Origin of the sequence: Nisaea acidiphila (assembly GCF_024662015.1) — a bacterium.
GTDB classification, from domain to species: domain Bacteria; phylum Pseudomonadota; class Alphaproteobacteria; order Thalassobaculales; family Thalassobaculaceae; genus Nisaea; species Nisaea acidiphila.
On sequence record NZ_CP102480.1, the window covers coordinates 3,685,221 to 3,708,896 of the forward strand.

General features: G+C 61.7%; 24 protein-coding genes. 18 read left to right on the forward strand and 6 right to left on the reverse strand.

Annotation, left to right across the window (positions count from 1 at the left end; genetic code table 11):
- Window positions 1–663 carry a glutathione S-transferase family protein gene (locus NUH88_RS17210; RefSeq protein WP_257767631.1) on the forward strand — a complete coding sequence of 221 codons (663 nt, stop codon included), beginning with the start codon at window positions 1–3 and terminating at the stop codon, window positions 661–663.
- Between the two features lie 7 nt (window positions 664–670).
- Here the strand turns inward: NUH88_RS17210 and NUH88_RS17215 are convergent, their stop codons facing one another.
- A complete protein-coding gene (locus NUH88_RS17215; RefSeq protein ID WP_257767632.1) occupies window positions 671–1,222 on the reverse strand; it encodes a hypothetical protein in 552 nt (183 codons plus the stop codon).
- Window positions 1,223–1,477: 255 nt separating this feature from the next.
- On the opposite strand from NUH88_RS17215, the gene NUH88_RS17220 reads away from it, so the two are divergent.
- The 3 genes from NUH88_RS17220 to NUH88_RS17230 all read left to right on the forward strand — a co-directional run bounded on the left by NUH88_RS17220 (window position 1,478) and on the right by NUH88_RS17230 (window position 4,458).
- Window positions 1,478–2,200, forward strand: a complete 723-nt coding sequence (locus tag NUH88_RS17220; RefSeq protein ID WP_257767633.1) for a transporter substrate-binding domain-containing protein — start codon at window positions 1,478–1,480, stop codon at window positions 2,198–2,200.
- Between the two features lie 74 nt (window positions 2,201–2,274).
- Entirely contained in the window at window positions 2,275–3,507 is a 1,233-nt protein-coding gene (locus NUH88_RS17225) for an aspartate aminotransferase type Ic (RefSeq protein WP_257767634.1), read from the forward strand.
- 51 nt (window positions 3,508–3,558) lie between these two features.
- Window positions 3,559–4,458 carry an HNH endonuclease gene (locus NUH88_RS17230; protein WP_257767635.1) on the forward strand — a complete coding sequence of 300 codons (900 nt, stop codon included), beginning with the start codon at window positions 3,559–3,561 and terminating at the stop codon, window positions 4,456–4,458.
- A 10-nt stretch (window positions 4,459–4,468) separates the two neighbouring features.
- Here NUH88_RS17230 and NUH88_RS17235 read toward each other — a convergent pair whose 3' ends face one another.
- Window positions 4,469–5,455, reverse strand: coding sequence for an NAD-dependent epimerase/dehydratase family protein (locus NUH88_RS17235; RefSeq protein WP_257767636.1), 987 nt, complete (start codon window positions 5,453–5,455; stop codon window positions 4,469–4,471).
- Between the two features lie 133 nt (window positions 5,456–5,588).
- Between NUH88_RS17235 and NUH88_RS17240 the strand changes: the two genes are divergently transcribed.
- Window positions 5,589–6,494 (forward strand): allantoinase PuuE, encoded by a 906-nt coding sequence (locus NUH88_RS17240; protein ID WP_257767637.1) that lies wholly within the window; start codon window positions 5,589–5,591, stop codon window positions 6,492–6,494.
- A 111-nt stretch (window positions 6,495–6,605) separates the two neighbouring features.
- Window positions 6,606–7,682 (forward strand): hypothetical protein, encoded by a 1,077-nt coding sequence (locus NUH88_RS17245; RefSeq protein WP_257767638.1) that lies wholly within the window; start codon window positions 6,606–6,608, stop codon window positions 7,680–7,682.
- Window positions 7,683–7,713: 31 nt separating this feature from the next.
- On the opposite strand, the gene NUH88_RS17250 is transcribed toward NUH88_RS17245, so the two are convergent.
- Complete coding sequence (locus NUH88_RS17250) at window positions 7,714–8,307, reverse strand: TetR/AcrR family transcriptional regulator (RefSeq protein ID WP_257767639.1); 594 nt, start codon at window positions 8,305–8,307, stop codon at window positions 7,714–7,716.
- Between the two features lie 175 nt (window positions 8,308–8,482).
- Here NUH88_RS17250 and NUH88_RS17255 point away from each other — a divergent pair, with 175 nt between their 5' ends.
- From NUH88_RS17255 to NUH88_RS17265, 3 genes are read left to right on the forward strand one after another with little or no spacing between them, the layout of a single operon-like run.
- Window positions 8,483–10,825, forward strand: coding sequence for an efflux RND transporter permease subunit (locus tag NUH88_RS17255; protein WP_257767640.1), 2,343 nt, complete (start codon window positions 8,483–8,485; stop codon window positions 10,823–10,825).
- Window positions 10,826–10,830: 5 nt separating this feature from the next.
- Window positions 10,831–11,643: an outer membrane lipoprotein-sorting protein gene (locus NUH88_RS17260; protein WP_257767641.1), complete on the forward strand. Its 813-nt coding sequence runs from the start codon at window positions 10,831–10,833 to the stop codon at window positions 11,641–11,643.
- Window positions 11,640–12,860: a hypothetical protein gene (locus NUH88_RS17265; protein ID WP_257767642.1), complete on the forward strand. Its 1,221-nt coding sequence runs from the start codon at window positions 11,640–11,642 to the stop codon at window positions 12,858–12,860. Before NUH88_RS17260 ends, NUH88_RS17265 begins: the two co-directional genes overlap by 4 nt.
- 71 nt (window positions 12,861–12,931) lie before the next feature.
- Here the strand turns inward: NUH88_RS17265 and NUH88_RS17270 are convergent, their stop codons facing one another.
- Window positions 12,932–13,138 carry a hypothetical protein gene (locus NUH88_RS17270; protein WP_257767643.1) on the reverse strand — a complete coding sequence of 69 codons (207 nt, stop codon included), beginning with the start codon at window positions 13,136–13,138 and terminating at the stop codon, window positions 12,932–12,934.
- 515 nt (window positions 13,139–13,653) lie between these two features.
- On the opposite strand from NUH88_RS17270, the gene NUH88_RS17275 reads away from it, so the two are divergent.
- Entirely contained in the window at window positions 13,654–14,622 is a 969-nt protein-coding gene (locus tag NUH88_RS17275) for a division plane positioning ATPase MipZ (protein WP_257767644.1), read from the forward strand.
- Window positions 14,623–14,638: 16 nt separating this feature from the next.
- Window positions 14,639–15,043, forward strand: coding sequence for a VOC family protein (locus tag NUH88_RS17280; RefSeq protein ID WP_257767645.1), 405 nt, complete (start codon window positions 14,639–14,641; stop codon window positions 15,041–15,043).
- Between the two features lie 13 nt (window positions 15,044–15,056).
- On the opposite strand, the gene NUH88_RS17285 is transcribed toward NUH88_RS17280, so the two are convergent.
- Complete coding sequence (locus tag NUH88_RS17285) at window positions 15,057–15,542, reverse strand: GNAT family N-acetyltransferase (protein WP_257767646.1); 486 nt, start codon at window positions 15,540–15,542, stop codon at window positions 15,057–15,059.
- Between the two features lie 104 nt (window positions 15,543–15,646).
- On the opposite strand from NUH88_RS17285, the gene NUH88_RS17290 reads away from it, so the two are divergent.
- The 5 genes from NUH88_RS17290 (at window position 15,647) to pgmG (ending at window position 20,831) form a co-directional block, all read left to right on the forward strand.
- A complete protein-coding gene (locus NUH88_RS17290; RefSeq protein WP_257767647.1) occupies window positions 15,647–16,387 on the forward strand; it encodes a VWA domain-containing protein in 741 nt (246 codons plus the stop codon).
- Window positions 16,388–16,412: 25 nt separating this feature from the next.
- Window positions 16,413–17,132 (forward strand): J domain-containing protein, encoded by a 720-nt coding sequence (locus NUH88_RS17295; protein ID WP_257767648.1) that lies wholly within the window; start codon window positions 16,413–16,415, stop codon window positions 17,130–17,132.
- Between the two features lie 106 nt (window positions 17,133–17,238).
- A complete protein-coding gene (gene galU / locus NUH88_RS17300) occupies window positions 17,239–18,108 on the forward strand; it encodes a UTP--glucose-1-phosphate uridylyltransferase GalU (RefSeq protein ID WP_257767649.1) in 870 nt (289 codons plus the stop codon).
- Between the two features lie 15 nt (window positions 18,109–18,123).
- Window positions 18,124–19,452, forward strand: coding sequence for a UDP-glucose dehydrogenase family protein (locus NUH88_RS17305; protein ID WP_257767650.1), 1,329 nt, complete (start codon window positions 18,124–18,126; stop codon window positions 19,450–19,452).
- A complete protein-coding gene (pgmG, locus tag NUH88_RS17310; RefSeq protein ID WP_257767651.1) occupies window positions 19,449–20,831 on the forward strand; it encodes a phosphoglucomutase/phosphomannomutase PgmG in 1,383 nt (460 codons plus the stop codon). The genes NUH88_RS17305 and pgmG overlap by 4 nt, the downstream gene beginning before the upstream one ends.
- Before the next feature lie 55 nt (window positions 20,832–20,886).
- Here pgmG and NUH88_RS17315 read toward each other — a convergent pair whose 3' ends face one another.
- Window positions 20,887–22,092, reverse strand: a complete 1,206-nt coding sequence (locus tag NUH88_RS17315) for a D-alanyl-D-alanine carboxypeptidase family protein (RefSeq protein WP_257767652.1) — start codon at window positions 22,090–22,092, stop codon at window positions 20,887–20,889.
- A gap of 450 nt (window positions 22,093–22,542) precedes the next feature.
- Here NUH88_RS17315 and NUH88_RS17320 point away from each other — a divergent pair, with 450 nt between their 5' ends.
- Window positions 22,543–23,073, forward strand: coding sequence for a phasin family protein (locus tag NUH88_RS17320; RefSeq protein ID WP_257767653.1), 531 nt, complete (start codon window positions 22,543–22,545; stop codon window positions 23,071–23,073).
- 271 nt (window positions 23,074–23,344) lie between these two features.
- Window positions 23,345–23,671 carry an ATP-dependent Clp protease adapter ClpS gene (gene clpS / locus NUH88_RS17325; protein ID WP_257767654.1) on the forward strand — a complete coding sequence of 109 codons (327 nt, stop codon included), beginning with the start codon at window positions 23,345–23,347 and terminating at the stop codon, window positions 23,669–23,671.
- Window positions 23,672–23,676: the final 5 nt, after the last annotated feature.

Genomic DNA, 23,676 nt, shown 5'->3' on the forward strand with positions numbered 1-23,676 from the left:
ATGTCAGATCGAACGGCCTGTTACCGGCTCTACTGGACGGACCGGACCGCGGCCCTGCTGCCGCAATATGTGCTGGAGGAGGCGGGGATCGCGCACGAGATCGTGCCGGTGGACCTCACTGCGGGCGAGCAGAGGTCCGACGCCTTCCTCGCGCGCAATCCGGCCGGCAAGGTGCCGGCGCTGGAACTGCCGGAGGGCGGCTTTGTCAATGAGACGGCGGCGATCTGCCAGTTCCTGATCGAGCGGCACGGTCTCGACGAACTGGCGCCGCCGCCGGGCGACCCGTATCGCGGCGCCTTCCTGCAATGGCTTTCTTATCTTTCGAACAGCGTCCAGCCCTCCTACAAGCTCTTCTACTATCCGCACCGCTACGCTCCGGCGCCTGGGCTGGAAGACGAGATGCGGGCGAAGGCGCTGGAGTTGATCCGCGATGCCTGGCGTCCTGTCGAACGGCATCTGGCGGCAAACGGGCCCTGTCATCTGGGCGGCCGCTTCAGTCTGCTCGAGGCCTATCTGGCGATGCTTGTGATGTGGTTCCCGGAACCGGCGGCGCTGCTGGCGGAGTCTCCCGCGGTGCGGGTCTGCTTCGCGAAGGCGGCGGAGCGCCCGGCCGCGATGCGCTGTCTCGGGCTGCCGCCGGGTCTTGCCGGCGGCAGTAGCTGAGAGGATTTTACGGGCAGACCGGCGGCGGCGGCGGGGCGTTCCCATTGTCGCACTGGTTCAGATAGGTCTGGGCATCCCCCGGAGTCATCCGGCCGCTGCCGATCATGGCGATGAACGGCGCGCGGCACAGGGTGTGAGCTCCGGCCGGCATTTGCGCCACGGCGTTCAGACGATTGAGCCAGTTCTGTGTGTTCACGCCGCAGATCTGAGCGGGGGCTCCGGGCATCGTCATGGCACCGGGGAAGGCGCCGCCGATCGGCGTGTTGCCTTGGCAGGTCGGATTGCCCGGATTGACGCGCACGGTCAGGTGCAGCGGGGTGTTGCGATTGAAGGTGATATGCACATCGGTTGCACCGGTGGTGAGGCCGCAAACCCACAGATTCTGCGTCGTCGGGCTTAATGTCCGGCACAGCCTCTGGTTCATCGCGTTGCCATAGAGCGTCAATGCCTCGCAGTCGGTCACTGCCAGTGCCGGGAGCGGGCTCGCGCTCAGTAATGCCGTAGCCAGCAGGCACCGCCCGGCGAGGCGTCTCCATAAGGGTTTTGGGGAAATACTCATTTGGCCCTCCGAAAATGCTTCCAACTGACTTGAAGAGCGCTGGGCGGACCATTTTGTGAACGGAAAGCTGAGGGCGCCGAGGAGTCGCTGAGCTTCGCTCGTAACATCAGTCAATTAGCTCGAATTTTATCTATTTGTCCGAAATTCTCTCGATTCTACAAAGACTTCCCCCCGAAATCGTTGAGCCGTATAGTATGACGCAACAGGCCGTTTCGCCGGCCTCCGGAATTGCGTTGCGTGGGGAGTGAAACCGGTATGATCGAGATCGACGATTTCGGGCTGACGGAGCCTGGGAAGCTCAGGGCGGCGATCAATCTGGGCAATATATTGCTCGTGACCGGGAAGAACGACATCGGCAATCCGACCGGAGTCTCGCCCTCGATGGCTGGCGCGATCGCGCGGAGTCTCGGGTTTTCCATCAGTTATCAAACCTATCCCTCGCCGGGAGCGGCGGCGGACGCGGTGGATGCCGACGAATGGGATATCTGCCTCATCGCAGAAGACCCGAAGAGGGCCGAGACCATCGAGTTCTGCGGTGCCTATGCCGAGATTGAGGCGACCTATCTCGTCCCGGCCGGCTCGAAAATCCAGAGTATCGAGGAGGTCGACCAGCCCGGTATCAGGATCGCGGTCTCCGAGCGGTCCGCCTACGACCTTTACCTGTCCCGTGCCCTCAAGCACGCTGAACTGAAGCGGGCGCCGGGCCTCGCGGCAGCTTTCGAGCTGTTCCAGAACCAGAAGCTCGACGCGCTCGCGGGCCTGCGTCCGGCGCTGCTGGAGAATGCCGAGGCCATGCCCGGCGCGCGGGTGCTCGACGGCGCCTATACTGCGGTCCGCCAGGCGGTCGGCGTGAAGCCGGGCAACCCGGCTTTCGCGAAGGCGGTCAAACGCTTCGTTTCCGATGCCAGATCGTCGGGGATGGTGCAGGGGCTGATCAACGAGTTCGGCCAGCGCGGGCGGCTTTCCGTCGCCTCCTGAAGTGGCTCTGGCTTCCCCGGTCCGGCTTTGTTAGGTTTTGCGGCATCGCAACATCGCATTCCGGATCGGGACCCATGTCCGAGCTCGAAAGCCTCACGGCTGCCTACCAGAATCTGAAAGCCCGCAACCAGAATATCGACATGACACGAGGCAAACCCTCGGCCGCGCAGCTCGACCTCGCGGCGGGCATGTTCGATCTCGTCCATAGCGACGATTGCAAGGGCGAGGACGGTACCGATTACCGCAATTACGGTATCCTCGCGGGCATCCCCGAGGCGCGAAAGCTGTTCGCAAGACTGATGGAGACGGCGCCCGACCGGGTGATTGTCGGCGGCAACGGCAGTCTCGCGATGATGTACGACGCGCTGGCGGGGGCGGTCACCTTCGGGGTTCCGGGTGGCGACGGCCCCTGGAACGGCGCGAAGTTCCTTTGCCCGGTGCCCGGCTATGACCGGCATTTCGCGATCTGCGAGCGGCTCGGGATCGAGATGCTGCCGGTCGAGATGCTGGATGACGGGCCGGACATGGACGCGGTCGAGGCGATGGTCGCCGAGGATGCCTCGATCAAAGGCATCTGGTGCGTGCCGAAATATTCCAACCCGACCGGCGCGATCTATTCCGATCTGACGGTGGACCGGCTGGCGGCGATGAAATGCGCGGCGCCCGATTTCCGCATCATCTGGGACAATGCCTATGTGGTGCATCACCTGACCGGTGAGATCGCGACGGTAAAGAATATCCAGAAGGCGGCCGAGGCGGCGGGCAACGCGGACCGCATCCTGACCTTCGTCTCCACCTCCAAGATCAGTCTCGCCGGTGCCGGCGTCGCGGCGATGTCGGCCTCGGAGGCCAACGTGAAGGACGCGCTGGAGCGCATGTTCTTCGCCACCATCGGACCGGACAAGATCAACCAGCTCCGCCATGTCCGTTTCTTCAAGGATCAGGCCGGGATCGAGGCGCATATGAAGAAGCATGCCGAGATCATCGCGCCGAAATTCGCGGTCGTGGAGGAGGCGCTCTCGAAGGCTTTCGCGGGCACGGATCTCGCGACCTGGACCAAGCCCGAGGGCGGCTATTTCGTCAGCGTGGACCTCACCGACGGTTGTGCTGCGGAGACCGTGAAGCTCTGCGCAGAGGCCGGGGTGAAGCTGACCGCCTCGGGCGCCTGCTTCCCCTACGGCAAGGACCCCCGCGACCGCAACATCCGCCTCGCCCCGACCATGCCGACCCCGGACGAGCTGGAGCGCGCAATGGAAGTGTTCTGCACGACGGCGAAGATGGTGTGCCTGAAGAACAAGGCGGGGTGAGAAACTCGAATCAGCCTAGACTAACTTTGGGTTGCAAGATAAGAAAACCCAATGGGGCTTGGGGTCTTCATCCATAAGGCTGACTCGATCTACGATGATAGTCCGGCTAAGCACTACCAATTTCCGAGCCAGTATCTGGGTCGGGCATCGGGGTGCTTGGGCGACTGGATCATTTATTACGAGCCGACAAAAGTACCCAATACGCGTGGGTACTATGCGGTTGCCAAAGTATCTGAGATCGTTCCAGATCCATCTAAACAAGATCACTTTCTAGTTCTGATTGAGCCGGGGAGCTATCTGCCATTTCCTCGGCCAGTGTCGCTGACGGTGGAGGGTGAATACGTTGAGCATGGTTTGCTGAGCCCGGATGGAAAACTGACCGGTCGGGCTCAATCTGCAGTCCGTCCGCTGTCGGACGAAGATTTTTACCGTATTCTGGACATCGGATTGGGTGAGGAGACATCGGTTCTTCCGAGAGAAGCGAACGAGCCGCGAGCCTTCGAGTTTGATGAGCCCCAAACACCATTTACTCATGAGTTCGAGCGAGGTCGCATTTCCATCCTATCAACGCGCGCTGTTCGCGACCGTGTTTTTAGAGAGGTCGTGCTGCGTGCTTATGATGCGCGTTGTGCTATCAGCGGAATAAAATTGATTAACGGGGGTGGCCGAGCTGAGGTCGAGGCTGCTCATATCCAGCCAGTTGCGAACGACGGTCCAGATATTGTGAACAATGGTCTCGCGCTCTCCGGCACTGTGCACTGGATGTTCGACCGGGGCCTCATAAGTCTGGGAGATGATTTGGAGGTACTTGTTTCGCGGCAAGCGAACGACCAAGGAGCGGTACGAGCACTCATAAACAGCACGGGGCATGCGCTTCCAACAATCCGTCCATCGGATCGGCCTCATCCAAGTTTTCTCAGATGGCATCGTGATTATTGCTTCAAGCAGTAGGCCTTGCTTCCTATCCCATCCAGTAATCGCCGTAAGCATCCGCCCATCTTTTGAAATCTTTGAAGTTCCGCTCCGGCTTCAGGTCCGGCGACCAGCCGAGCGCTTCCTTCAGGCGCGCGCTGACGAGTAGCTGCCGGTCCGTATCTCCGTGCAGGTTCACCGTCGGCTCTTCGTTCTCTTCCGCCAGCCGCCAGGAGAAGTCCGGATAGGCACCGGCGAGCATTTCGCACCAGTCGGCCGTGCTCCAGGCGGCGGAGCAACTGATGTTGAAGACGTCGTAGGGCCGTTCCTTGGTGTTGATCAGGCGGACCAGCGCGTCGGCAATGTCGCGGCTGTAGGTCCAGTCGCGCATGTCGCGGTAGCGCAGCGTCGCCTCGCCGCCCTTGAGCGCGATCAGTGAAGCCTGCATCTGCGGGCTGAGCGTGTCGCGCAGCCCGCTGTCGACCTCCCAGGGACCGAAGACGCCGGAGAGCCGGACGCTGAAGAGATCCATCTCCCAGAGGTCCGCCAGCCTGCGGGTGATGCATTCCGAAGCGAACTTGGTCGTCGAATAGAGATTGTGCGGCCAGGCAGGCAGATCTTCCGACAGCGGTTTGTCGCCGAAGGCGGTCGAGCCGTAGGCAGCGGTGGAGCCGACATTGATCACGCGGGTGAGGCCGGCGTCCCGCGCCGCTTCCAGGGCGGCGGTGAAGGCCATCAGATTGACCTCGAGGATCGAGCGCGGCGCGTTCGCGTCCCGCTCCGGACCGGCGGTGACCGCGGCGGCGCAGAACATGCGATCGACCTGGTGCTCCTTCAGGACGGAGAGCAGCACGCCGTCTTCCAGGGCATCGCCGACCACCTCGACGCATTCGCCCGGTTGGTCCGCAAAGGCACGTTTGGCGGCGGGCGGCAGCTGCCGCCGGTCGAAGATGACGGCGGTTTCTCCGGTCCTGAGCAGGGTTTCCGCGATATTGAGGCCGACAAATCCGGCGCCGCCCAGAATCAGAACCGCCATTTCTCTCTCCCATTGGTATGAACGTGGTCAGGCGAGACTAGTACGAGATCGGAAATTGCCAAATGGCACGCAAGGCATCGCAGCGCTCTCCACACCGCGCTAATCTCTACTCGCACGAAGAGGGGAGTGGCAGATGAGGGCATATCCGCGCGATCTCGTGGGCTACGGGGCCAACCCGCCGGATCCGCGCTGGCCGAACGGCGCGCGGCTGGCGGTCAATTTCGTGATGAATATCGAGGAGGGCTCCGAATATTCGATCCCGGACGGGGACGGCTTCTCGGAGACCGGGCTCACGGAATCGCCGGGCTCGCCGAACGATCCGGGCAGCCGGGACCTCGCGGCGGAGTCAATGTTCGAATATGGCAGCCGGGTCGGTTTCTGGCGCCTGCTCCGGCTTTTCGAGGAGCGGGAGATGCCGGTCACCTTCTTCACCTGCGCGCTGGCAGTGGAGCGCAATCCGGAGATGGCGGCGGCGATTCGGGAAAGCGGCAACGATATCTGCTGCCACGGCTGGCGCTGGATCGAGCATTTCAAACTCTCCCGCGAGGAAGAGCGCGACCATATTCGCAAAGCGGTCGCATCCCTGCAGAAGACGATCGGGGAGCGTCCGCTCGGCTGGTACTGCCGGCACGGTCCCGGCGAGGCGACGCGTGAGCTGCTGGTGGAGGAGGGCGGCTTTCTCTATGACAGCGATGCCTATAACGACGAGCTGCCTTACTGGACCGAAGCCGGTGGGAAGCCTCATCTCGTGGTGCCCTATTCCCTGGTCCATAACGACTCGAAGTTTTCCCGCGGCTGGCTCAATACCGGGCGGCAGTTCTTCGAGTTCATCCAGGACGGCTTCGACATGCTTTACGAGGAAGGCGCGACCCAGCCGAAACTGATGTCCATCGGCCTGCATACGCGGCTCATCGGGCATCCGGCGCGGGCCGCCGGCCTCGCGCGCCTGCTCGACTACATCCAGCGTTTCGAGGACGTCTGGGTGACCGGGCGGCTCGACATCGCGCGGCACTGGCGCGAGACCCATCCGGCGCCCTAGCGGCCCGGGGAGTATCCGACAGCACGACCTGGCGCGTCGCCGGCCAACTTCCTCGTCACGAAATGCGGATTTGCTGCGTCAAAAAGCAAACCCGTATTTCCGGAGGTTGCGATGCCGAGCCCCACCAATCCGATTTCTGCTGTCCGTCGTCTTTGCCTGTTTCTCGCCGTGCCGACGATCCTTTGTTGGCCCGCTGCCGCGTTCGGAGATGACGTCGTGGTCACGGTGACGCGGGTGGGCGCGGCGGAACTGCCGAATGTGGTCACCGGCATGCGGCAGATTTTCCAGGCGGCGGCGACCTGTGACGGCAATCCGGCGGAGATCGACGCGGTGGCTTGGAGCACGAACGGGGGCAGTCCCGTCGCCGGGTATAACGTCTCTCTCAATTCGGGCGCCGTGCAGCAACTGGGCGATATGACGGCCAACCCTCAGTCGCTCTATTTTTCCGCTCGGGCGGACGCGGTGACGGTGACCGCGGCGGCGACCGTGACCTGCGGCCAGGTGCAGCAGGTAAATGGCAGCCTGGACGTTCAGATCTATGGGGCCATTCTTGACACACAAACCACGGAAGACCTGACAATTGGCAATGTCGTGGCAAGCAATAAGCCTGATTTTCCAGGGGGCGCCGCCATCGTGATCGAGCTTACCGGAGCCGATGACGGTCCTGGAATATACGGCGACGCGGCCATCGAGCTTGACGAGGAGATCGAGGATCTGGGCGGGACCTTCTCTATTTTTCAGGTGATCGCGTCAGACAACAGCTCGCTGACCTACGGCGACCCAGACACCAAGGCGTGTCTGGTCTACACGGACGCGCTCGACCACGAGCCCGGCGGCGTGCCCTATGAATCAGAGGCTTTGGATGATGGTCTGGCGTCCATCGAATATCAGGATTCGCCGAACAATCACTTCTTCCTCCACACATATCCGGACATCACCGAGACGGTGATCGATCTCTCATTCGTCACCACTCTGATGTATCTCCCGCCCGGCGTGACGTCGATTTACGTTCCGGTCGCCAAAGCGAGCTGGAGCTTCAGCGGCACCGGTACGCCGCAAGCGGGGAATTATGCCATCTGGAACACTGCGAATGTCGCACGGAATGCGAACGACTTCGCCGCTTCGAACGATTTCCCGACATGGGATGCTGACGGCACCGTCGCGCAAATGAACTGGCAACCCTGCTAACGACGGCGTCTCTGCGCGCCGGAGGAGTTTGCTATTCCGGCGCGTGCGCCTTCATGAAGCCGTCGACCGCGTCCTCGATCGTCGCGAAGGCCTCTTCCCGGCTCCAGTCGCAGGAGCCGGAGAACAGGGTCTGGATCATAAATGGGCCGGCGACTATGCCCTGGAACTGGGCCGCCGCGATGACCGGGTCGCTTTTCTTCATCAGGCCCTTGGTCTGCATGGCCTGGAAATAGTCCGCCAACTCGTCCCGCATCTTGCCGGGGCCTTCGTTCCAGAAGGTCTGGCCGATCAGCGGGAACTGCTCGACCTCGCCGATCACCGTGCGCATCAGGCGCATTTTTTCCACGTCGGTGACCTTTGAGAGAATGAGCTGAGCGCTCAGCACCAGAACCGTCCGGTAATCCGCCGAAAAATCGATGTCGTCCGGCGTCGGTTCTCCGAAACCCTGGCAGAGGCCGCTCATAACCGAGCAGAACAGGTCCTCCTTGCTCTCGAAGTAACTGTAGACCGTCCGCTTCGAGACATTGGCCTCGGCCGCCACCTTGTCCATCGAGGTGACTTCGTACCCCTGTTCCGTGAACAGCTTGCAGGCCGCGTCAACGATTTGCCGCTGTTTCTCGGTCAACGGCCCTTTTTCCGAAAAAATCTGCTCAGCCTGCGCCATTGCTTCTTGAAGTGGTCCAGTACACTACCTAGTTTACGGAAACTACACTGTGCAGTGTAGATGGTTTGTATCGCTTCCAATACAATAGCACGTTTCGTGCGCGTAGGAGGGGCCTATGTCGGAAGAGCGTTCCGCTATGCGAAAGTCCAATTGGGTGACGGATTACGCCCAATGGCTTATCCGGTGGCGCTGGGCGGTGATTGCCGCGTCCATTCTCATTGCGTTCGCCGCTGCGGCGGGTGGGCAGTTTCTCACTTTCTCGACGGACTACCGGGTCTTTTTCAGTAAAGAGAACCCGCAGCTCCAGGCCTTCGAAAGCCTGCAGCGCATCTATTTGAAGGAAGACAATATTTCCCTCGTCCTGCAGCCGGACGAGGGGGAAGTGTTCCAACCGGAAGTGCTTTCGGCGATCCGGACTCTGACGGAACAGGCGTGGAAGACGCCTTATGCTACGCGGGTCGACAGTCTGACCAACTTCCAGAACAGCACGGCGGAGCAGGACGACCTGATCGTCGACGATCTGGTTCCCGGCGACAGTCCGCTCGACGGTGCGGATATTAACCGGATCCGGGCAGCCGCTCTGGCTGAGCCGTTGCTCATCGACCGTATCATCTCTCCCGATGCGCGGACGACGATGGTCAACATCACCATCACGCTGCCGCAGAAAAAGTTGACCGAAACACCGGAAGCGATGGCCTATGTGGATGAGGTCGTCGGCGCGTTCCGGGCGGCGCATCCGGACATCACCCTCGCGGTGACCGGGTCGGTGGCGCTGAATAATTCTTTCTCCGTGTCGGCTCAGCAGGACATGCAGACCCTGATTCCGATCATGTACGGGGTGCTGCTGCTAGTCATGGCGATCCTGCTGCGCTCGGTTTCAGGGACGATCGCGACCTTGGCCGTAATCGCGTTCTCCGCCATGAGTGCGATGGGGCTTGCCGGCTGGGTCGGCATTCAGCTGACACCACCGTCGGTAACCGCGCCGACCATCATCCTCACACTGGCGATCGCGGACTCCGTGCACATCCTCATCAGCATGTTTCACGGCATGCGGCGCGGCCTGGAAAAGCGCACCGCGCTGGTGGAGAGCCTCCGGATCAACTTCCAGCCGGTCTTCCTCACCAGCCTCACCACGGTGATCGGCTTCGCCAGCCTGAATTTCTCGGACGCACCGCCGTTCCGCGATCTCGGCAACATCACGGCGATGGGTGTCGTCGCCGCCTGGTTCTTCTCGATCGCCTTTCTGCCGGCTCTGATGGCCGTGCTGCCGGTGCGCGTGAAGGTCCGGGCCGAAGAAGGCGGCGCGGCGATGGAGCGGCTTGCCGAATTCGTCATCGCCCGGCGCGGCCAGGTGATGTTCGGAACGCTGGCGCTCGTCGCGCTTTTTGCCGTCTTCATTCCGCGGATCGAGCTGAACGACCAGTTCGTTAAGTATTTCGACGAGAGCATCCCGTTCCGCAACGACACGGACTGGGCGATGGAGCACCTCTCGGGGATCTACCAGGCCCAATGGTCCGTACCGGCAGCCGGCAGCGGCGGCGTTTCCGATCCGGATTATCTGGAGCGGCTTCAGGCTTTCACCGAGTTCCTGCGTGCGCGGGACGAGGTGGTGCATGTCCAGACCCTGACGGACATCTTCAAGCGCCTGAACAAGAACATGCACGGCGACAATCCGGATTGGTACAGCCTGCCGGAGGAACGCGATCTCGCGGCGCAGTATTTGCTGCTCTTCGAGATGTCGCTGCCGTTCGGTCTCGATCTCAACAACCAAGTCAATGTCGACAAGTCCGCCGTCCGGGTGATCGCCACTCTGGAGAACATCACGACCAACGAGCTCCGCGCCCTCGACGAGGAGTCGTCGGCCTGGCTCTCCGAGAACTTCCCTAGCGCGGCCGAGACACGGGCTTCGGGGCCGTTCGTCATGTTCGCCTATATTGCAGAGCGCAATATCGAGGGCATGTTGACCGGAACCTTTCTCGCCTTCGTGCTGATTTCCCTCACGCTGACCATCGCACTTCGAAGCGTGAAACTCGGCGCGATCTCGCTCGCCCCGAATCTCCTGCCGGCGGCAATGGCCTTCGGCCTCTGGGGGCTCACGGTCGGCGAGGTCGGCATGGCGTCCTCGGTGGTCACGGCGACCAGTCTCGGCATTATCGTCGATGCGACCGTGCACTTCCTCTCGAAATACCGGCGGGCCAGGGTCGAGAAGGGGAACGATGCGGAAGATGCGGTCCGTTACGCCTTCTCGACTGTCGGGACGGCGCTCTGGGTGACGACCGCGATCCTGGTGGCCGGTTTCGCAGTGCTCTCGCTCTCGACTTTCAAGATCAACGGGTCGATGGGGCTGCTGACCGCAATCACCCTGGTCATGGCCATCGTCATCGACTTCCTCCTTTTGCCGGCCCTGCTTCTTCTGCTGGACGGCCGGCGCAACAAACGGGAAGCCGGGAAGGCTCCCCTTGCTCAAGCTGCGGAGTAGGAACAATGGGAAAACTGAAGCGCATTCTTGCCCTGACCGTCCTCGCCATCAGTCCGGTACTGCAATCGGCTTACGCGGAAACGCCGGAAGAAAAAGGCCTCGCTATAGCCGAGGAAACCGACCGGCGGGATCTCGGATGGGGGGACAGCGACGTCGTCATGCAGATGACCCTGCGCAATGCCGAAGGGGAGAGCAGTGTACGGGATCTTCGCCTGCGCTCCCTTGAGGTGCCGGAAAGAAAGGCCGGCGACAAGAGCATCACCGTCTTTTACAAGCCCAGGGATATCGAAGGCACCGCCTTCCTCTCCCACACCAAGATTCTCGATCCCGACGACCAGTGGCTCTACTTGCCCGCGCTAAAGCGTGTGAAGCGGATCTCCTCGAAGAACAAGTCCGGCCCATTCGTCGGCTCGGAGTTCGCCTACGAGGACCTGGTGAGCCAGGAAGTCGATCGCTATGCCTACAAATGGCTTCGTGATGAGGCCTGCGGCGAGGCGGCGCCGGATAGAGAGTGTTTCGTGGTCGAGCGCACCCCGCTTTACGAGCATTCCGGCTACACAAAACAGATCAGCTGGATCGACAAGCAGGATTACCAGCCGCGCAAGCTGGAGTTCTATGACCGCAAGGACGCGCTGCTGAAGACCCTGCTGATGCTCGACTACAAGCAGTATCGCGGACAGTATTGGCGGACGCACCGGATGGATATGGTCAATCACCAGACTGGCAAGTCGACCACGCTGACCTTCGAGGATTACAGCTTCCAGGTCGGACTTTCCGAAGACGATTTCGTGAAGAACCGGCTGAAGCGCGTGCAATGACTGCCGGGTCCTTCTCCAAATGGGCGGCGGGGCTTTGCCTCGCCGCCGCTTCTTTGCCTGCCGTGGCCGAGGAGCCCCGTTTCGACGCAACGCTTGAGGTCGGTGCGGAGCTCAGGCTGTTCCCGAACAGCCCGGCTTTTCCCGTCCAGCGCGATAGGGCGGTCAGCCCTTCGATCTATTTTGAGCCCGAGTTCACCGCCGACTGGAACGGCGGAGACGACCGGTTGACCCTGGTCCCCTTCGCCCGGCTCGACCGGGATGACGACCGGCGCACGCATGCCGATCTTCGAGAGGCCAACTGGCTGCACATCGGCGAGGGCTACGATCTCGTGGTTGGTGCCGACAAGGTGTTCTGGGGGGTGACCGAATCCCGTCACCTGGTCGACATCATCAACCAGAGCGATGCGCTTGAAGATATCGATCAGGAGGACAAGCTGGGCCAGCCCATGGTTCAGATCGCGGTGCCGCGCGACTGGGGCACCACCAGCCTCTTCGTCATGCCGTATTTCCGCGAGCGGACTTTCCCCGACCGGCGCGCGCGTCTCAGCGGCGGTGTGCGCGTCGACAGCAGCGCGAGCTACGATTCAGACGCAGAGGAATTTAATCCGGACATTGCGCTCAGATGGGCCCATGTGATCGGCGATTTCGATATCGGGCTATCCCATTTCCACGGCACCAGCCGGGAACCGCGTTTGCTGCAGAACGATCCCTCGGACGCGGTGAACCTGACGCCGCATTACGACCTGATCGACCAAACCGGCCTCGACCTGCAATACACCACCGATGCCTGGCTCTGGAAACTTGAGGCGATCGGAAGGGCCGGCCACGGCGACTATTTCGGTGCCGCCGTCGCGGGCTTCGAATACACCCTCTTCGGCATCGCCGAGACCGACATGGATCTCGGTTTTCTTGCTGAGTACCAGTATGACGGCCGGGACGAGGGTGGCGACGCGCCCGGCGTGCTTGCCAATAACGACACCTTCCTTGGTGCGCGTTTGACTCTGAACGATGTGGACGACAGCTCGCTCCTCGCAGGCGCGGTCGTCGACAACGAGGACGGTTCGACTCTGCTTTCGCTAGAGGCCGAGCGTCGGATCGGAGATGCCTGGAAGGTAGAAGCCGTGGCGCGGTTCTTCGTCAACACGGATGAGAGAAATCCGCTTCACGGATACGACCGGGACGATTTCGTCAGTCTGACGCTGATTCGCTATTTTTAAGATTTCCGAACAAAAAATTTGACCGGCAACGTGATATTGCCGGTCAAATCGACAGCCCTTTCCGTAAGGGATTAGTGAAGCGCCTCTTCCCAGTCCCGGCGCCTGACCAGTACCGGATCCATGTCCTGCTCCGACGGCAGGAAGACCCAGAGGCCGACTTCCGGCGAGTTCGGGTCGTCATGACCGATCGCTTTGCTGATCTTGCCGACGCGATTGTAAAGCAATGTATGAATGTCGCCGGTATACCGGGCGATCTGGCCGTCCGTTCCTAGATTCATCACCACCTCCCACACCAAATGGTGCCGATAGTTGACGGAAATCCGGGGCTTCCGTGAAGGCCGCCGCGTGGAAAAATGTTCGAAAAATAGAAAACCGGCGATCTGGATTTTGGCGTATGCGCTGTCAGGCGCGGGAAAGAAGCAAAAAGCGTCGAATCGTGTCATAGACCCCTATTTTTTTGCCAATTTGGGTGCGAATGCATGATTATGGTTAATTTTCATATTTATTGGTGACGGCTTGCGAGCCTCATACTCGCACTTGTCAGATGACAGATCCCACGACCGTGCCGCAGTCGAAATCGGGCCGCTGGACGTGCCTACTCCCAGGGCCGGGATCTGTTGATTGCCATGGGCTTGTAAGAGAATTCGAAACCTCGTTCGTCTCGAATGCATCCGGCCTGCGGGCAAACAATACGAGCGCTCGGTGCTTCCGGCGAAGACGGGAGCGCGACTATAGACTTGCCCGATAGCACGGCTTCGCCCTTTACGCGCTCCGGCGCCGAGGATAAGAACCGATGACGGTCTATTCGCGAGGTGAAGAAGTGAGCGACCAGTCCCAAGGGACGTCTCCAGCGGCGCCGGCGCCGCTCGGCCCGGCCGATCCGGCCACGGTGATCGTCTTTGGCAACGAGAAGGGCGGATCCGGAAAATCGACCGGCTCCATGCATGTGATCGTGGCGCTTCTCAGGCTCGGCTTCAAGGTCGGTTCGCTTGATCTCGACATGCGGCAATGGACATTGACCCGCTACCTTTCCAACCGCGCTGCCTCGATGAAGAATGAGGGCATCGACCTGCCGATGCCGATTCATGTCTTTCTCAGCCGCAGCAGCAAGCCTAACCGTTCCGAGGCGGAAGCCGAGGACCGGCAGCGTTGCGAAGCGGTGCTGAAGAAACTTCGCGCCGAATGCGATTTCGTTGTGGTCGACTGCCCGGGAACGGACACTTACGTCGGCCGTGTCGCCCACGGGCACGCCGACAAGCTGGTGACGCCGATCAATGACAGTTTCATCGATCTCGACATGCTCGCGAACGTGGACGGCAAGACCGGAGAGATCATCAAGCCCAGCGTTTATGCCGAGATGGTCTGGGAAGCGCGCAAGCAGCGCGCGGTGCGTGACGGGGGCAGCCTCGACTGGATTGTGATGCGCAACCGGCTTTCCAGCTTGGCCGCGCGCAACAAGCAGGAAATGGAGCGGGTCGTGGGTGTGCTCGCCAAGCGGATCGGTTTCCGCGTCGCGCCCGGTTTCAGCGAACGCGTGATTTTCCGCGAACTCTTCCTGCGCGGGCTCACCATGCTGGACGTGTTCGAGATCGGTGACAGCGGCAAGCCCCAGCTCTCCCATGTCGCCGCCCGGCAGGAGGTGCGCGGTCTGTTAAATGCGTTGCAGCTTCCGAACCGGACACCCACCCCGCATGACCGGTCTGCCGAATACGAGGCGATCGAGTCGCCGCCCCTAATGGGCGAAGATGCTTCCGAAGACTGATCCGAGAGTGGATTTCATGAGTGAGACCGTCGGACTGAACCATCTCGGGCTTTCGGTCCGGGATCTGGATGAGACAACGCGCTTCTTTGTTGAGGTGCTTGGCTGGGAGGAGCTGGCGCGGGACGAGAGTTATCCGCGTAATGCGGTGACGGACGGGAACCTGCGGCTCACCCTCTGGCAGGTCGATCACAGCAATGAGGTGGTGGATTTCGACCGCCGTGCCAATATCGGCCTGCATCACCTCGCCATGGAAATGCCGAGCGAGGAGGCCCTCGATACTATCGCCGGGCGGGTGAGGGGGTGGCCGGGCGTCGTCGTCGAATTCATGCCGGAGCCTCTTGGCGGAGGACCGCGCAAGCATATGATGTTCCGCGAACCCGGCGGCATCCGGCTTGAGCTGATCTGGCCCGGGAGCGCCTGAGCCGGACCCGGCGTCAGCGCCAGCTCGATGCGGCGGCGAGGTCTGTCAGTCGCTCGCTGCTGAGTTCGAAATCGGCGGCCTGATACTGTCGGCTGCCGATATGGTGGTAGAAATTGATTGCGGTCTTGTTGGCCGGCAGGCACTGCCAGACCAGCCAGGCCCCTTCGCGGGCGATGGTCTCCGCTGCCACCGCTGCGATCAGCGCACGACCCGCACCGCTTCCGCGCGCCCTGTTCTCGACGAAAAGGTCCAGCATATGAATGCCGGGCGTACCGAGGCCGACATTGAAACTGTCGATAAAGAGCGTGTAGCCGATCAGGTCGGATCCCGACTCGGCAACAATTCCGTCGAACCTCTTGGAGAGGCCGAAACCGTACTTCAGCACGTCGTCCGGACCGAAGGGCGGTGGTGGCATCCCTTCGTGTGCCGAGAGTTCGGCCGCCATCTCGGCAACGCGTTCGGCATCGCTCTCTTGAAGTGCCCGGATTGCGAAGTCCATGCCCATCTCCCTGCGACAGACGGAAATTCGAACGGCCGCAGGCTGGAATCCGGCGGCGGCAATGCAACATAATGCTAAAGCGAAGAGGATGTGAAACGGCCAGCATGAGCACGCGCAATAAGGACAAAGGCACTCTGGAGCGACAGGAGCGGCAGGGCGGAGCGGTTTCGAGCCAGTCCGATATCGACGCCTTCTTGCGCCAGGTTCGCGCGCGGCCAGCTCAAGCGCCGTCGGAGAAGCCGGGCAGACTGGTCTTCGCGATGGATGCGACCGCGAGCCGCGAGCCGAGCTGGGACCGGGCCTGCCAGATCCAGGGCGAGATGTTTTCGGAAACCTCGGCGCTGGGCGGACTGTCCGTACAACTCGCCTACTACCGCGGGTTCGGAGAATTTAAGGCTAGCCCGTGGCTGACCGAGACGGCGAAATTGCTCCGGGAAATGACCGGGGTGTTCTGTCTTGGCGGGCAGACTCAGATCGGCCGCCTTTTGAAGCATGTCATCGCCGAGACGAAGAAGGAGCGCGTACAGGCCGTTGTCTTCGTCGGGGATGCCTTCGAGGAGGATATTGACGCCGTGTGTTATCAAGCGGGCGAGCTCGGTGTTCTGGGCGTGCCGGTTTTCGTCTTTCACGAAGGCGGCGACCCTCTGGCGCGGCGGGCGTTCGAGCAGATAGCGCGTTTGACCAAGGGCGCGTGCTGTCCGTTCGACGGCAGCAGCGCGCAGCAATTGCGCGATCTGCTCGGTGCGGTAGCGGTTTATGCAGCCGGCGGCCGAAAGGCCCTGCAGAATTTTTCCGAACGGCGCGGCGGCGCCGCCTTACAGTTGACCCACCGTTTCGGGCGCTGATGCCGGAGCACGGGAGGAGAACCACGTGCAATTCCTGATCTTGGGTGCCAGCGTTGCCGTCGGACTCGGACTGATCGGCTACTGGTTCCTCAACGCCGACCCTGCGAAGATCCGCTCGACCGCGAAATGGGTTGCGATCGTGCTCGGTGCGCTCGCGCTGGTCGCGCTCATCATTTTCCGGCGCTTCGACTGGTTGATGTACGCGGGGCTTGTCGGCGTGCCCTTTCTGTTGCGGGCGAGCGCTTTGTTCGGCCGCTTCCGCAATGCGGTCAAGGCGGCGCGTGGCCCTTCGTCTGGGCAGAGCAGCTCAGTGCGCACCGCGACTCTCGCCATGACCCTCGACCACGACAGTGGCGGGATCGACGGGGAGATCCTGCGCGGCCGCTTCACCGGAGCGAGCCTTTCCCGGCTTTCGCTTCACGAACTGCTGGAACTGCTCGAGGATTGCAGCCGCAACGATCCGCAATCGGTCGCGGTGCTGGAGAGTTATCTCGATTCTGCCCACGGGTCGGACTGGCGATCGGAAGCGGGGGAAGGCGCGCGGCAGCGACCGGGCGATGACGATTCCGGCGCCATGAGCCGGACCCGGGCACTGGAGATACTCGGGCTCGAGGAAGGAGCGGACGAGACCGCGATTCGTGAGGCGCACCGGCGGCTTATGATGGTCAATCACCCGGACCGCGGCGGTTCGGACTACCTTGCGGCGCAGATCAACGAGGCGAAAGACGTTCTGCTCGGGCATTGAGCCAAGCGAACCTTGCGGATTTTGCCGGATATGTGCCAATAACCATGCGCTCCGCCAAAACAGATATGCGGAGCGGCGTATCCAGATAACGATTTGAGGATCAGATATGCCAGTGCCGGTTCGGAAGGCGATCTTCCCGGTTGGAGGGCTTGGCACGCGCTTTCTTCCGGCGACCAAGTCGATGCCGAAGGAAATGCTCCCGGTTGTCGACAAGCCGCTCATTCAGTACGCCGTTGAAGAGGCCCGCGCGGCGGGGATCGAAGAGTTCATCTTCGTGACCGGACGCGGAAAGTCCGCGATCGAGGACCACTTCGATCATGCCTTTGAGCTTCAATCGATGTTGACCGATCGGGACAAGAAGGACGCGCTCAAGGTCGTCGAGGCGACGATCCCGTCGCCCGGCCAGTTTTCCTATACCCGTCAGCAGGAGCCGCTCGGACTCGGTCACGCGGTCTGGTGTGCGCGGAACTTCGTCGGCATGGAGCCGGTCGCCGTGCTGCTCGCGGACGACCTGATTCTGAACGGTGCCGGCTGCCTGAAGCAGATGGTCGACGCTTATAACGAGGTCGGCGGCAACATGGTCGCGATCATGGAGGTCTCGAAGGAAGAGACCCAGTCCTACGGCGTCATTGCCCCGGGCGAAACCAAGGGGCGGATGATCGAGGTGCGCGGCCTTGTCGAGAAGCCGAAGCCCGAGGACGCGCCGTCGAACTATGCCGTCGTCGGCCGCTACATCCTGCAGCCGAAAGTGTTCGAGGACCTGGCGCGGTTCGACAAGGGCGCGGGCGGCGAGATCCAGCTCACCGACGCTTTGGCTCGCCAGCTCGGCCTGCAGCCCTTCAATGGTTATCTCTTCGAAGGCACCCGCTACGACTGCGGGAACAAGGTCGGCTTTCTCGAAGCCAATATCGCCTTTGCCCTCGACCGACCGGACATGGCCGATGCCGTCCGGGCTTTTCTGAAGAATTACGCCTGATAACGGAGCGAATTCATGCGTATTGCGATGATCGGTACCGGCTATGTCGGCCTGGTGTCCGGAGCCTGCTTTTCGGAGTTCGGCATTGACGTCGTCTGCGTCGATAAGGACGAGGTCAAGATCTCCCGCCTCGATCGCGGAGAGATTCCGATCTTCGAGCCGGGGCTCGACGATCTGGTGGCGAACAATGTGCGGGCCGGACGGCTGACTTTCACGACCGACCTGAAATCGGCGGTCAAGGACGCCGATGCCGTCTTCATCGCCGTCGGAACCCCGACCCGCCGGGGCGACGGCCATGCGGATCTGTCCTACGTTTACGGCGCGGCAAAGGAAATCGCCGAGGCGATGGACGGCTATACCGTCGTCGTCACCAAGTCGACGGTGCCGGTCGGTACCGGACGTGAGGTTGCGAAGATCATCCGCGAGACCCGGCCGGACGCGGATTTCGACGTCTGTTCCAATCCGGAGTTCCTGCGCGAGGGCGCAGCGATCAGTGACTTCATGCGCCCGGACCGGGTGGTGATCGGCACCGAGAGCGAGCGGGCCCAGGAAGTGATGCGGGCGATCTACCGGCCGCTTTACCTGATCGAGACCCCGATCGTCTTCACCACGCTGCAGACCAGCGAGCTGATCAAATACGCGGCGAACACCTTCCTCGCGACCAAGATCACCTTCATCAACGAGGTCGCCGATCTCTGCGAGCAGGTCGGCGCGGACGTGCACGACGTTGCCCGCGGTATCGGCCTCGACGGCCGGATCGGGCGCAAGTTCCTGCATCCGGGGCCGGGCTACGGCGGCTCCTGTTTCCCGAAGGACACGCTGGCCCTGGTGAAAACCGCGCAGGACTACAAGGCGCCGCTGCGCATCATCGAGACGGTCGTCGATATAAACGACAAGCGCAAGAAGCAGATGGCCGAGAAGATTATCTCGGCCTGCGGCGGCTCCGTGTCCGGCAAGACAGTCGCCGTGCTTGGCCTGACTTTCAAGCCGAATACCGACGACATGCGCGACAGTCCGAGCCTGGACATCGTACCGGCCCTGCAGGCTGCGGGCGCCAAGGTGAAAGCCTACGATCCGGAAGGCATGCGGGAAGCGCGCGAGATGCTTCCGGATGTCGAGATGTGCGAGAGCGCCTATGACACGATGGACGGCGCCGACGCCGTTTCCATCGTCACCGAGTGGAACGAGTTCCGGGCGCTCGATCTCGAACGGGCCAAGAAGCTGATGAAGCAGCCGGTGATGGTGGATCTGCGCAACGTCTACAATCCAGAAGACATGCGGAAAGCCGGCTTCGAATATGTTTGCGTCGGACGCGGTACAACAGAAGCGGAGGCTCCGAAATGAGCGCGCATCAGTTTCCGCCGACCATTCTGCGTGAGTACGATGTCCGCGGGGTCATTGGCGAGACCCTGACCGCGGATGACGCGCGCGCCCTCGGGCGCGCGTTTGGAACCCGAGTGGTCCGCAACGGTGGCACGAGGGTCTCGGTCGGCCGGGACGGGCGGGTGAGTTCGCCGGAGATGGAAGCGGCGGTGATCGAGGGGCTGATGGCATGCGGCCTCAAGGTCTTCCGGCTCGGCGGCTGCGCGACGCCGATGCTCTATTACTCGGTCTATGCGCTCGAGACCGACGGCGGGATCATGATCACCGGATCGCACAATCCGCCGAACTATAATGGCTTTAAGATGATGCTGGGCACGGGGCCGTTCTTCGGCGCCGATATCCAGGATCTCGGCCGCATCGCGGCGGAAGGCGACTACGAGAGCGGCGAGGGTTCGGCCGAGGAGGCCGACATTCTCGACGGGTATGTCGACCGGCTTCTGCGGGACGTCAATATGGGGCGTCAGCTCCGTATCGTCTGGGATTGCGGCAACGGCGCCGCCGGACCGTCGGTCAACCAGGTCTGCATGCGCCTTCCGTCCAATCACAAGGTGCTGTTCCCGGAAGTCGACGGCACCTTCCCGAACCACCATCCCGATCCGACCGTGCCGGAGAACCTCGAAGACCTCGTCGCCGAGGTGGCCGAGCGCAAGGCGGATCTCGGCATTGCCTTCGATGGCGACGGCGACCGGATCGGCGTCATCGATGACAAGGGCCGGGTGCTCTGGGGCGACCAGCTGCTGACGGTGCTGGCCGAGGACGTGCTGAAGGACCAGCCGGGCGCCACGATCATCGCCGACGTGAAGGCGAGTCAGGTGCTGTTCGACAAGGTGGCCGAGTTCGGCGGCAAGCCGCTGATGTGGCGTACCGGCCATTCCCTGATCAAGACCAAGATGGCGGAGACCGGCGCGCCGCTCGCCGGCGAGATGAGCGGGCACATCTTCTTCAAGGACCGCTATTACGGCTTCGACGACGCGCTCTATGCCGCTATCCGGCTGATCGAGGGGCTGAGCCATCGCGATGAGCCGCTCTCGGCGATCCGGGACGCGCTGCCGCAGGTCATGAACACGCCGGAAATGCGCTTCCAGTGCGACGATACCCGCAAGTTCGCGGTGGTCGATGAGGTCAAGGCCTGGCTGGACGGCAAGGACGGCATCGAGGTCTCCGATGCCGACGGTGTCCGGGTCAACACGCCGGACGGCTGGTGGCTGCTCCGCGCCTCCAATACGCAGGATGTGCTTGTGGCACGTTGCGAGTCCGAGACGGAAGACGGTCTGGAACGGCTGAAGGTACAGCTCCGCGAGGCGCTGACCGCAGTGGGTGAGACTTCACCGGATATCTGAGAAACCTGATCTGAACTTTGGGGGGCGCCGTCCGGAATGCCGGGCGGCGCTTTTCTTATCCGCCTGCCGGAATGGTGGCGACTTCCTCGCCGGTATCTCCGGGGACCGGGACGCAGGGCACGTGTTTGCGCGCGAGCAGGGCGCAGGCGTTGCGGGCGCCCGCTTCGCTGAGGCCGATGATGCGGGAGCGGAAGACGGTGCCGTGGTCTCGGGTGATCTGCTCGACGGAGTCGGTGGAGGCCGCAAGCGCTGCCTTCAGATGCGTGCGGGCGGTCCTGATCATCTGTTCGGCGGGGCCACGGCTGGAATAGGCGCCGACCTGGATGCCCCAGTCGCCCTCAGTCAGATCGCCGCCACCGGCGGAGCCCTGCAGCACGTCATCGGTAATCGCGCTCTGCGCTGCGGCGAGCTGAACCGTGGGGGCCGTTCCCGGGACCGGCCGGGCGACCGGGATCGGGGCGGGGGCCCGGTTGCGCGCGATCCGGATGGCTTTCCTGAAACCGCGGTTGAGCAGCGAAACCATGTGCTTGTCGCGTGACTTCGCGGTGCGGCCGCCGAACACGACGGCGATGACGTGGTGGCCGTCCTTTTGCACGGAGGAGACCAGGTTGAAGCCCGAGGCGCGGGTATAGCCGGTCTTGATCCCGTCGGTGCCGGAATAGCGGCCGAGAAGATTGTTGTGGTTCTTGTAGGTCCGCCCGTTGAAGGTGAATTTCTTGGTCTTGAAGTAGTGGTAATACTGCGGGAAGTCGCGCTGGATCCGCAGGCCGAGCTTCGCCATGTCGCGGGCGGTGCTTTTCTGACGGCGATTCGGCAGGCCGGAGGCGTTGCGGAAGGTGGTCCGCGTCATGCCAAGATTATGCGCTTTCTTGGTCATCGCGATCGCGAAATGGACCTCGCTCTTCGCGAGATGCTCCGCCACCACGGTAGCCGCGTCGTTCGCGGATCGGGTGACCAGAGCGAGGATCGCGTCCCGCACCGACAAGGTCTGGCCCACGCGCAGGTCGATATTCGTCTCCGGCTGGCCGGCGGCGCGCTTGGAGACCTTCATCCGGGTGCTCAGCGTGACCTTACCCCTCTCCAGCGCGTCGAAAAGCATGTAGAGGGTCATTATCTTGGTGAGGGAGGCGGGATAGTTCCTGGTATCCGCGTTCTTCGCGTAGAGCACATCCAGCGTTTCGGCATCCATGACGAAGGAGGCGTAGCGCGCCTCGGCTGTCGCCGTGGCGGCTAGCCAGACCGAGAAGGAGAGGGCGAGCATGCATAATGCCCTGCAGACACGCACTGTTACGCTTCGCGTCATCTCTCCCCCAGATCCCTCGCAACGCCCTGAAGCGGTGCGGTTAGCCCTACCGAAAGTCTCCAGAATCTTAAGTATGAGCTTAGCTTTTGTCCATAAGTAATTGAATTGAAATTAAACCCATGGAGCTGAAGCTGTCCCCTTCCGTTTCGTAACAAAATATTCTTGCCGTCGAAGCCGTTAGAGGGAAAGGCCTTTTCCGATATGCGGCAGATTTTTGTGCGGTGCACAAAATATTATCTTGACCTACCGGCGCCATTCCCTATGTTAGAGGCATGTTGCGGTGCAACATAAGAGCGCGGACGACCCCTACGAGTTTGTGTCCGAGGGACAGATCGGCGGGCCCGTCACGGCAATCGCCGAGAACAGTCGGCCCCTACAAAGAGTCAACAATGTGCAAGGAGAGTGAACATGGTTGCGAAGAAAACCACCTCTGCCGCTGCCGCCGACAAGATTGAAGAGACGGTCGCGGCTGGCAAGGAGACTGTCGAGGCCGCTGTGAAGGCGACTCAGGACGTGGCCCAGAAAAGCTACGATCAGGCGGTTGTGCTGATGAAGGAAAATGCCGAGAAGGCCCAGAAGGCTATCTATGGCGGCTACGACGAATACGCCACCCTCGGCAAGGCGAATTACGACGCCTACGTCACGGCGATGAATGTCTGGTCGAAGGGCTTCGAAGCCATCGGCAAAGAGCTTTACGCTTTCAGCCAGGACAGCGTCGAGACCTCTGTCGAAGCCGGCAAGAGCGCGATGGCCTGCAAGACCGTCAGCGACCTGCTGGAACTGCAGAACGACGTTTCCAAGAAGAACTATGACAAGACCATCGAAGAGCTCACCAAGATCTCCGAGATGTCCGTCAAGACGGCCAACGAAGCAATGAAGCCGATCCAGGACAGCCTGACCGGCACCTTCGAGAAGCTGACCAAGCCGATCGCCGCCTGACCGGCTGCGACAATCGGTACCGAATGCAGGAGCCCGGCCGTTTCGGCCGGGCTCTTCGTATTTGTGCGATACGGCAAGAATGCAATTCCGATGTGGATTTCAGCTTGCAACACCTTGTGCTCGACACGAAATGTCTGTCACCCTACCCGCAAGCGTCGACGGCCGCGCGAGCTATCCTGCGTAGGCTTTCCAGCGGCCCGAAGCGGCCTATTTAGCCTGTGCAGCATCCGGGCGCCGGTAAGGCGGATGCGGGACATCTACGGTTCTGAGAATGAGTGACGACGACAAGAAAATCGGTGACGGCACCAATACCGGCGTAGTGGTCAAGGCACGGCCGAAAACCAAGAAGCCGGCGATGTATAAGGTCATCATGCTGAATGACGATTACACGCCAATGGAGTTTGTCGTTCACGTTCTGGAAAGATTCTTCTCCAAGAATAGGGAGGAGGCGACGACCATCATGCTGCATGTCCACCAGCGAGGTGTTGGGGTCTGCGGCATCTATACCTACGAGGTCGCCGAAACGAAGGTAACGCAGGTGATGGACTTTGCCCGTCAGCACCAGCACCCGTTGCAATGCACTCTGGAAAAGGCTTGATCAGA

Bases quoted from the DNA above. Each gene is read 5' to 3' on its own strand.
- NUH88_RS17270 (WP_257767643.1), bottom strand. From the start codon at position 13,138: ATGAATCTAGGAACGGACGGCCAGATCGCCCGGTATACCGGCGACATT.
- NUH88_RS17230 (WP_257767635.1), top strand. From the start codon at position 3,559: ATGGGGCTTGGGGTCTTCATCCATAAGGCTGACTCGATCTACGATGAT.
- NUH88_RS17220 (WP_257767633.1), top strand. From the start codon at position 1,478: ATGATCGAGATCGACGATTTCGGGCTGACGGAGCCTGGGAAGCTCAGG.
- NUH88_RS17260 (WP_257767641.1), top strand. From the start codon at position 10,831: ATGGGAAAACTGAAGCGCATTCTTGCCCTGACCGTCCTCGCCATCAGT.
- NUH88_RS17320 (WP_257767653.1), top strand. From the start codon at position 22,543: ATGGTTGCGAAGAAAACCACCTCTGCCGCTGCCGCCGACAAGATTGAA.
- NUH88_RS17315 (WP_257767652.1), bottom strand. From the start codon at position 22,092: ATGCTCGCCCTCTCCTTCTCGGTCTGGCTAGCCGCCACGGCGACAGCC.
- NUH88_RS17240 (WP_257767637.1), top strand. From the start codon at position 5,589: ATGAGGGCATATCCGCGCGATCTCGTGGGCTACGGGGCCAACCCGCCG.
- clpS (WP_257767654.1), top strand. From the start codon at position 23,345: ATGAGTGACGACGACAAGAAAATCGGTGACGGCACCAATACCGGCGTA.
- NUH88_RS17275 (WP_257767644.1), top strand. From the start codon at position 13,654: ATGACGGTCTATTCGCGAGGTGAAGAAGTGAGCGACCAGTCCCAAGGG.
- NUH88_RS17210 (WP_257767631.1), top strand. From the start codon at position 1: ATGTCAGATCGAACGGCCTGTTACCGGCTCTACTGGACGGACCGGACC.
- pgmG (WP_257767651.1), top strand. From the start codon at position 19,449: ATGAGCGCGCATCAGTTTCCGCCGACCATTCTGCGTGAGTACGATGTC.
- NUH88_RS17255 (WP_257767640.1), top strand. From the start codon at position 8,483: ATGCGAAAGTCCAATTGGGTGACGGATTACGCCCAATGGCTTATCCGG.
- NUH88_RS17285 (WP_257767646.1), bottom strand. From the start codon at position 15,542: ATGGACTTCGCAATCCGGGCACTTCAAGAGAGCGATGCCGAACGCGTT.
- NUH88_RS17305 (WP_257767650.1), top strand. From the start codon at position 18,124: ATGCGTATTGCGATGATCGGTACCGGCTATGTCGGCCTGGTGTCCGGA.
- NUH88_RS17290 (WP_257767647.1), top strand. From the start codon at position 15,647: ATGAGCACGCGCAATAAGGACAAAGGCACTCTGGAGCGACAGGAGCGG.
- NUH88_RS17265 (WP_257767642.1), top strand. From the start codon at position 11,640: ATGACTGCCGGGTCCTTCTCCAAATGGGCGGCGGGGCTTTGCCTCGCC.
- NUH88_RS17235 (WP_257767636.1), bottom strand. From the start codon at position 5,455: ATGGCGGTTCTGATTCTGGGCGGCGCCGGATTTGTCGGCCTCAATATC.
- NUH88_RS17225 (WP_257767634.1), top strand. From the start codon at position 2,275: ATGTCCGAGCTCGAAAGCCTCACGGCTGCCTACCAGAATCTGAAAGCC.
- NUH88_RS17215 (WP_257767632.1), bottom strand. From the start codon at position 1,222: ATGAGTATTTCCCCAAAACCCTTATGGAGACGCCTCGCCGGGCGGTGC.
- galU (WP_257767649.1), top strand. From the start codon at position 17,239: ATGCCAGTGCCGGTTCGGAAGGCGATCTTCCCGGTTGGAGGGCTTGGC.
- NUH88_RS17280 (WP_257767645.1), top strand. From the start codon at position 14,639: ATGAGTGAGACCGTCGGACTGAACCATCTCGGGCTTTCGGTCCGGGAT.
- NUH88_RS17245 (WP_257767638.1), top strand. From the start codon at position 6,606: ATGCCGAGCCCCACCAATCCGATTTCTGCTGTCCGTCGTCTTTGCCTG.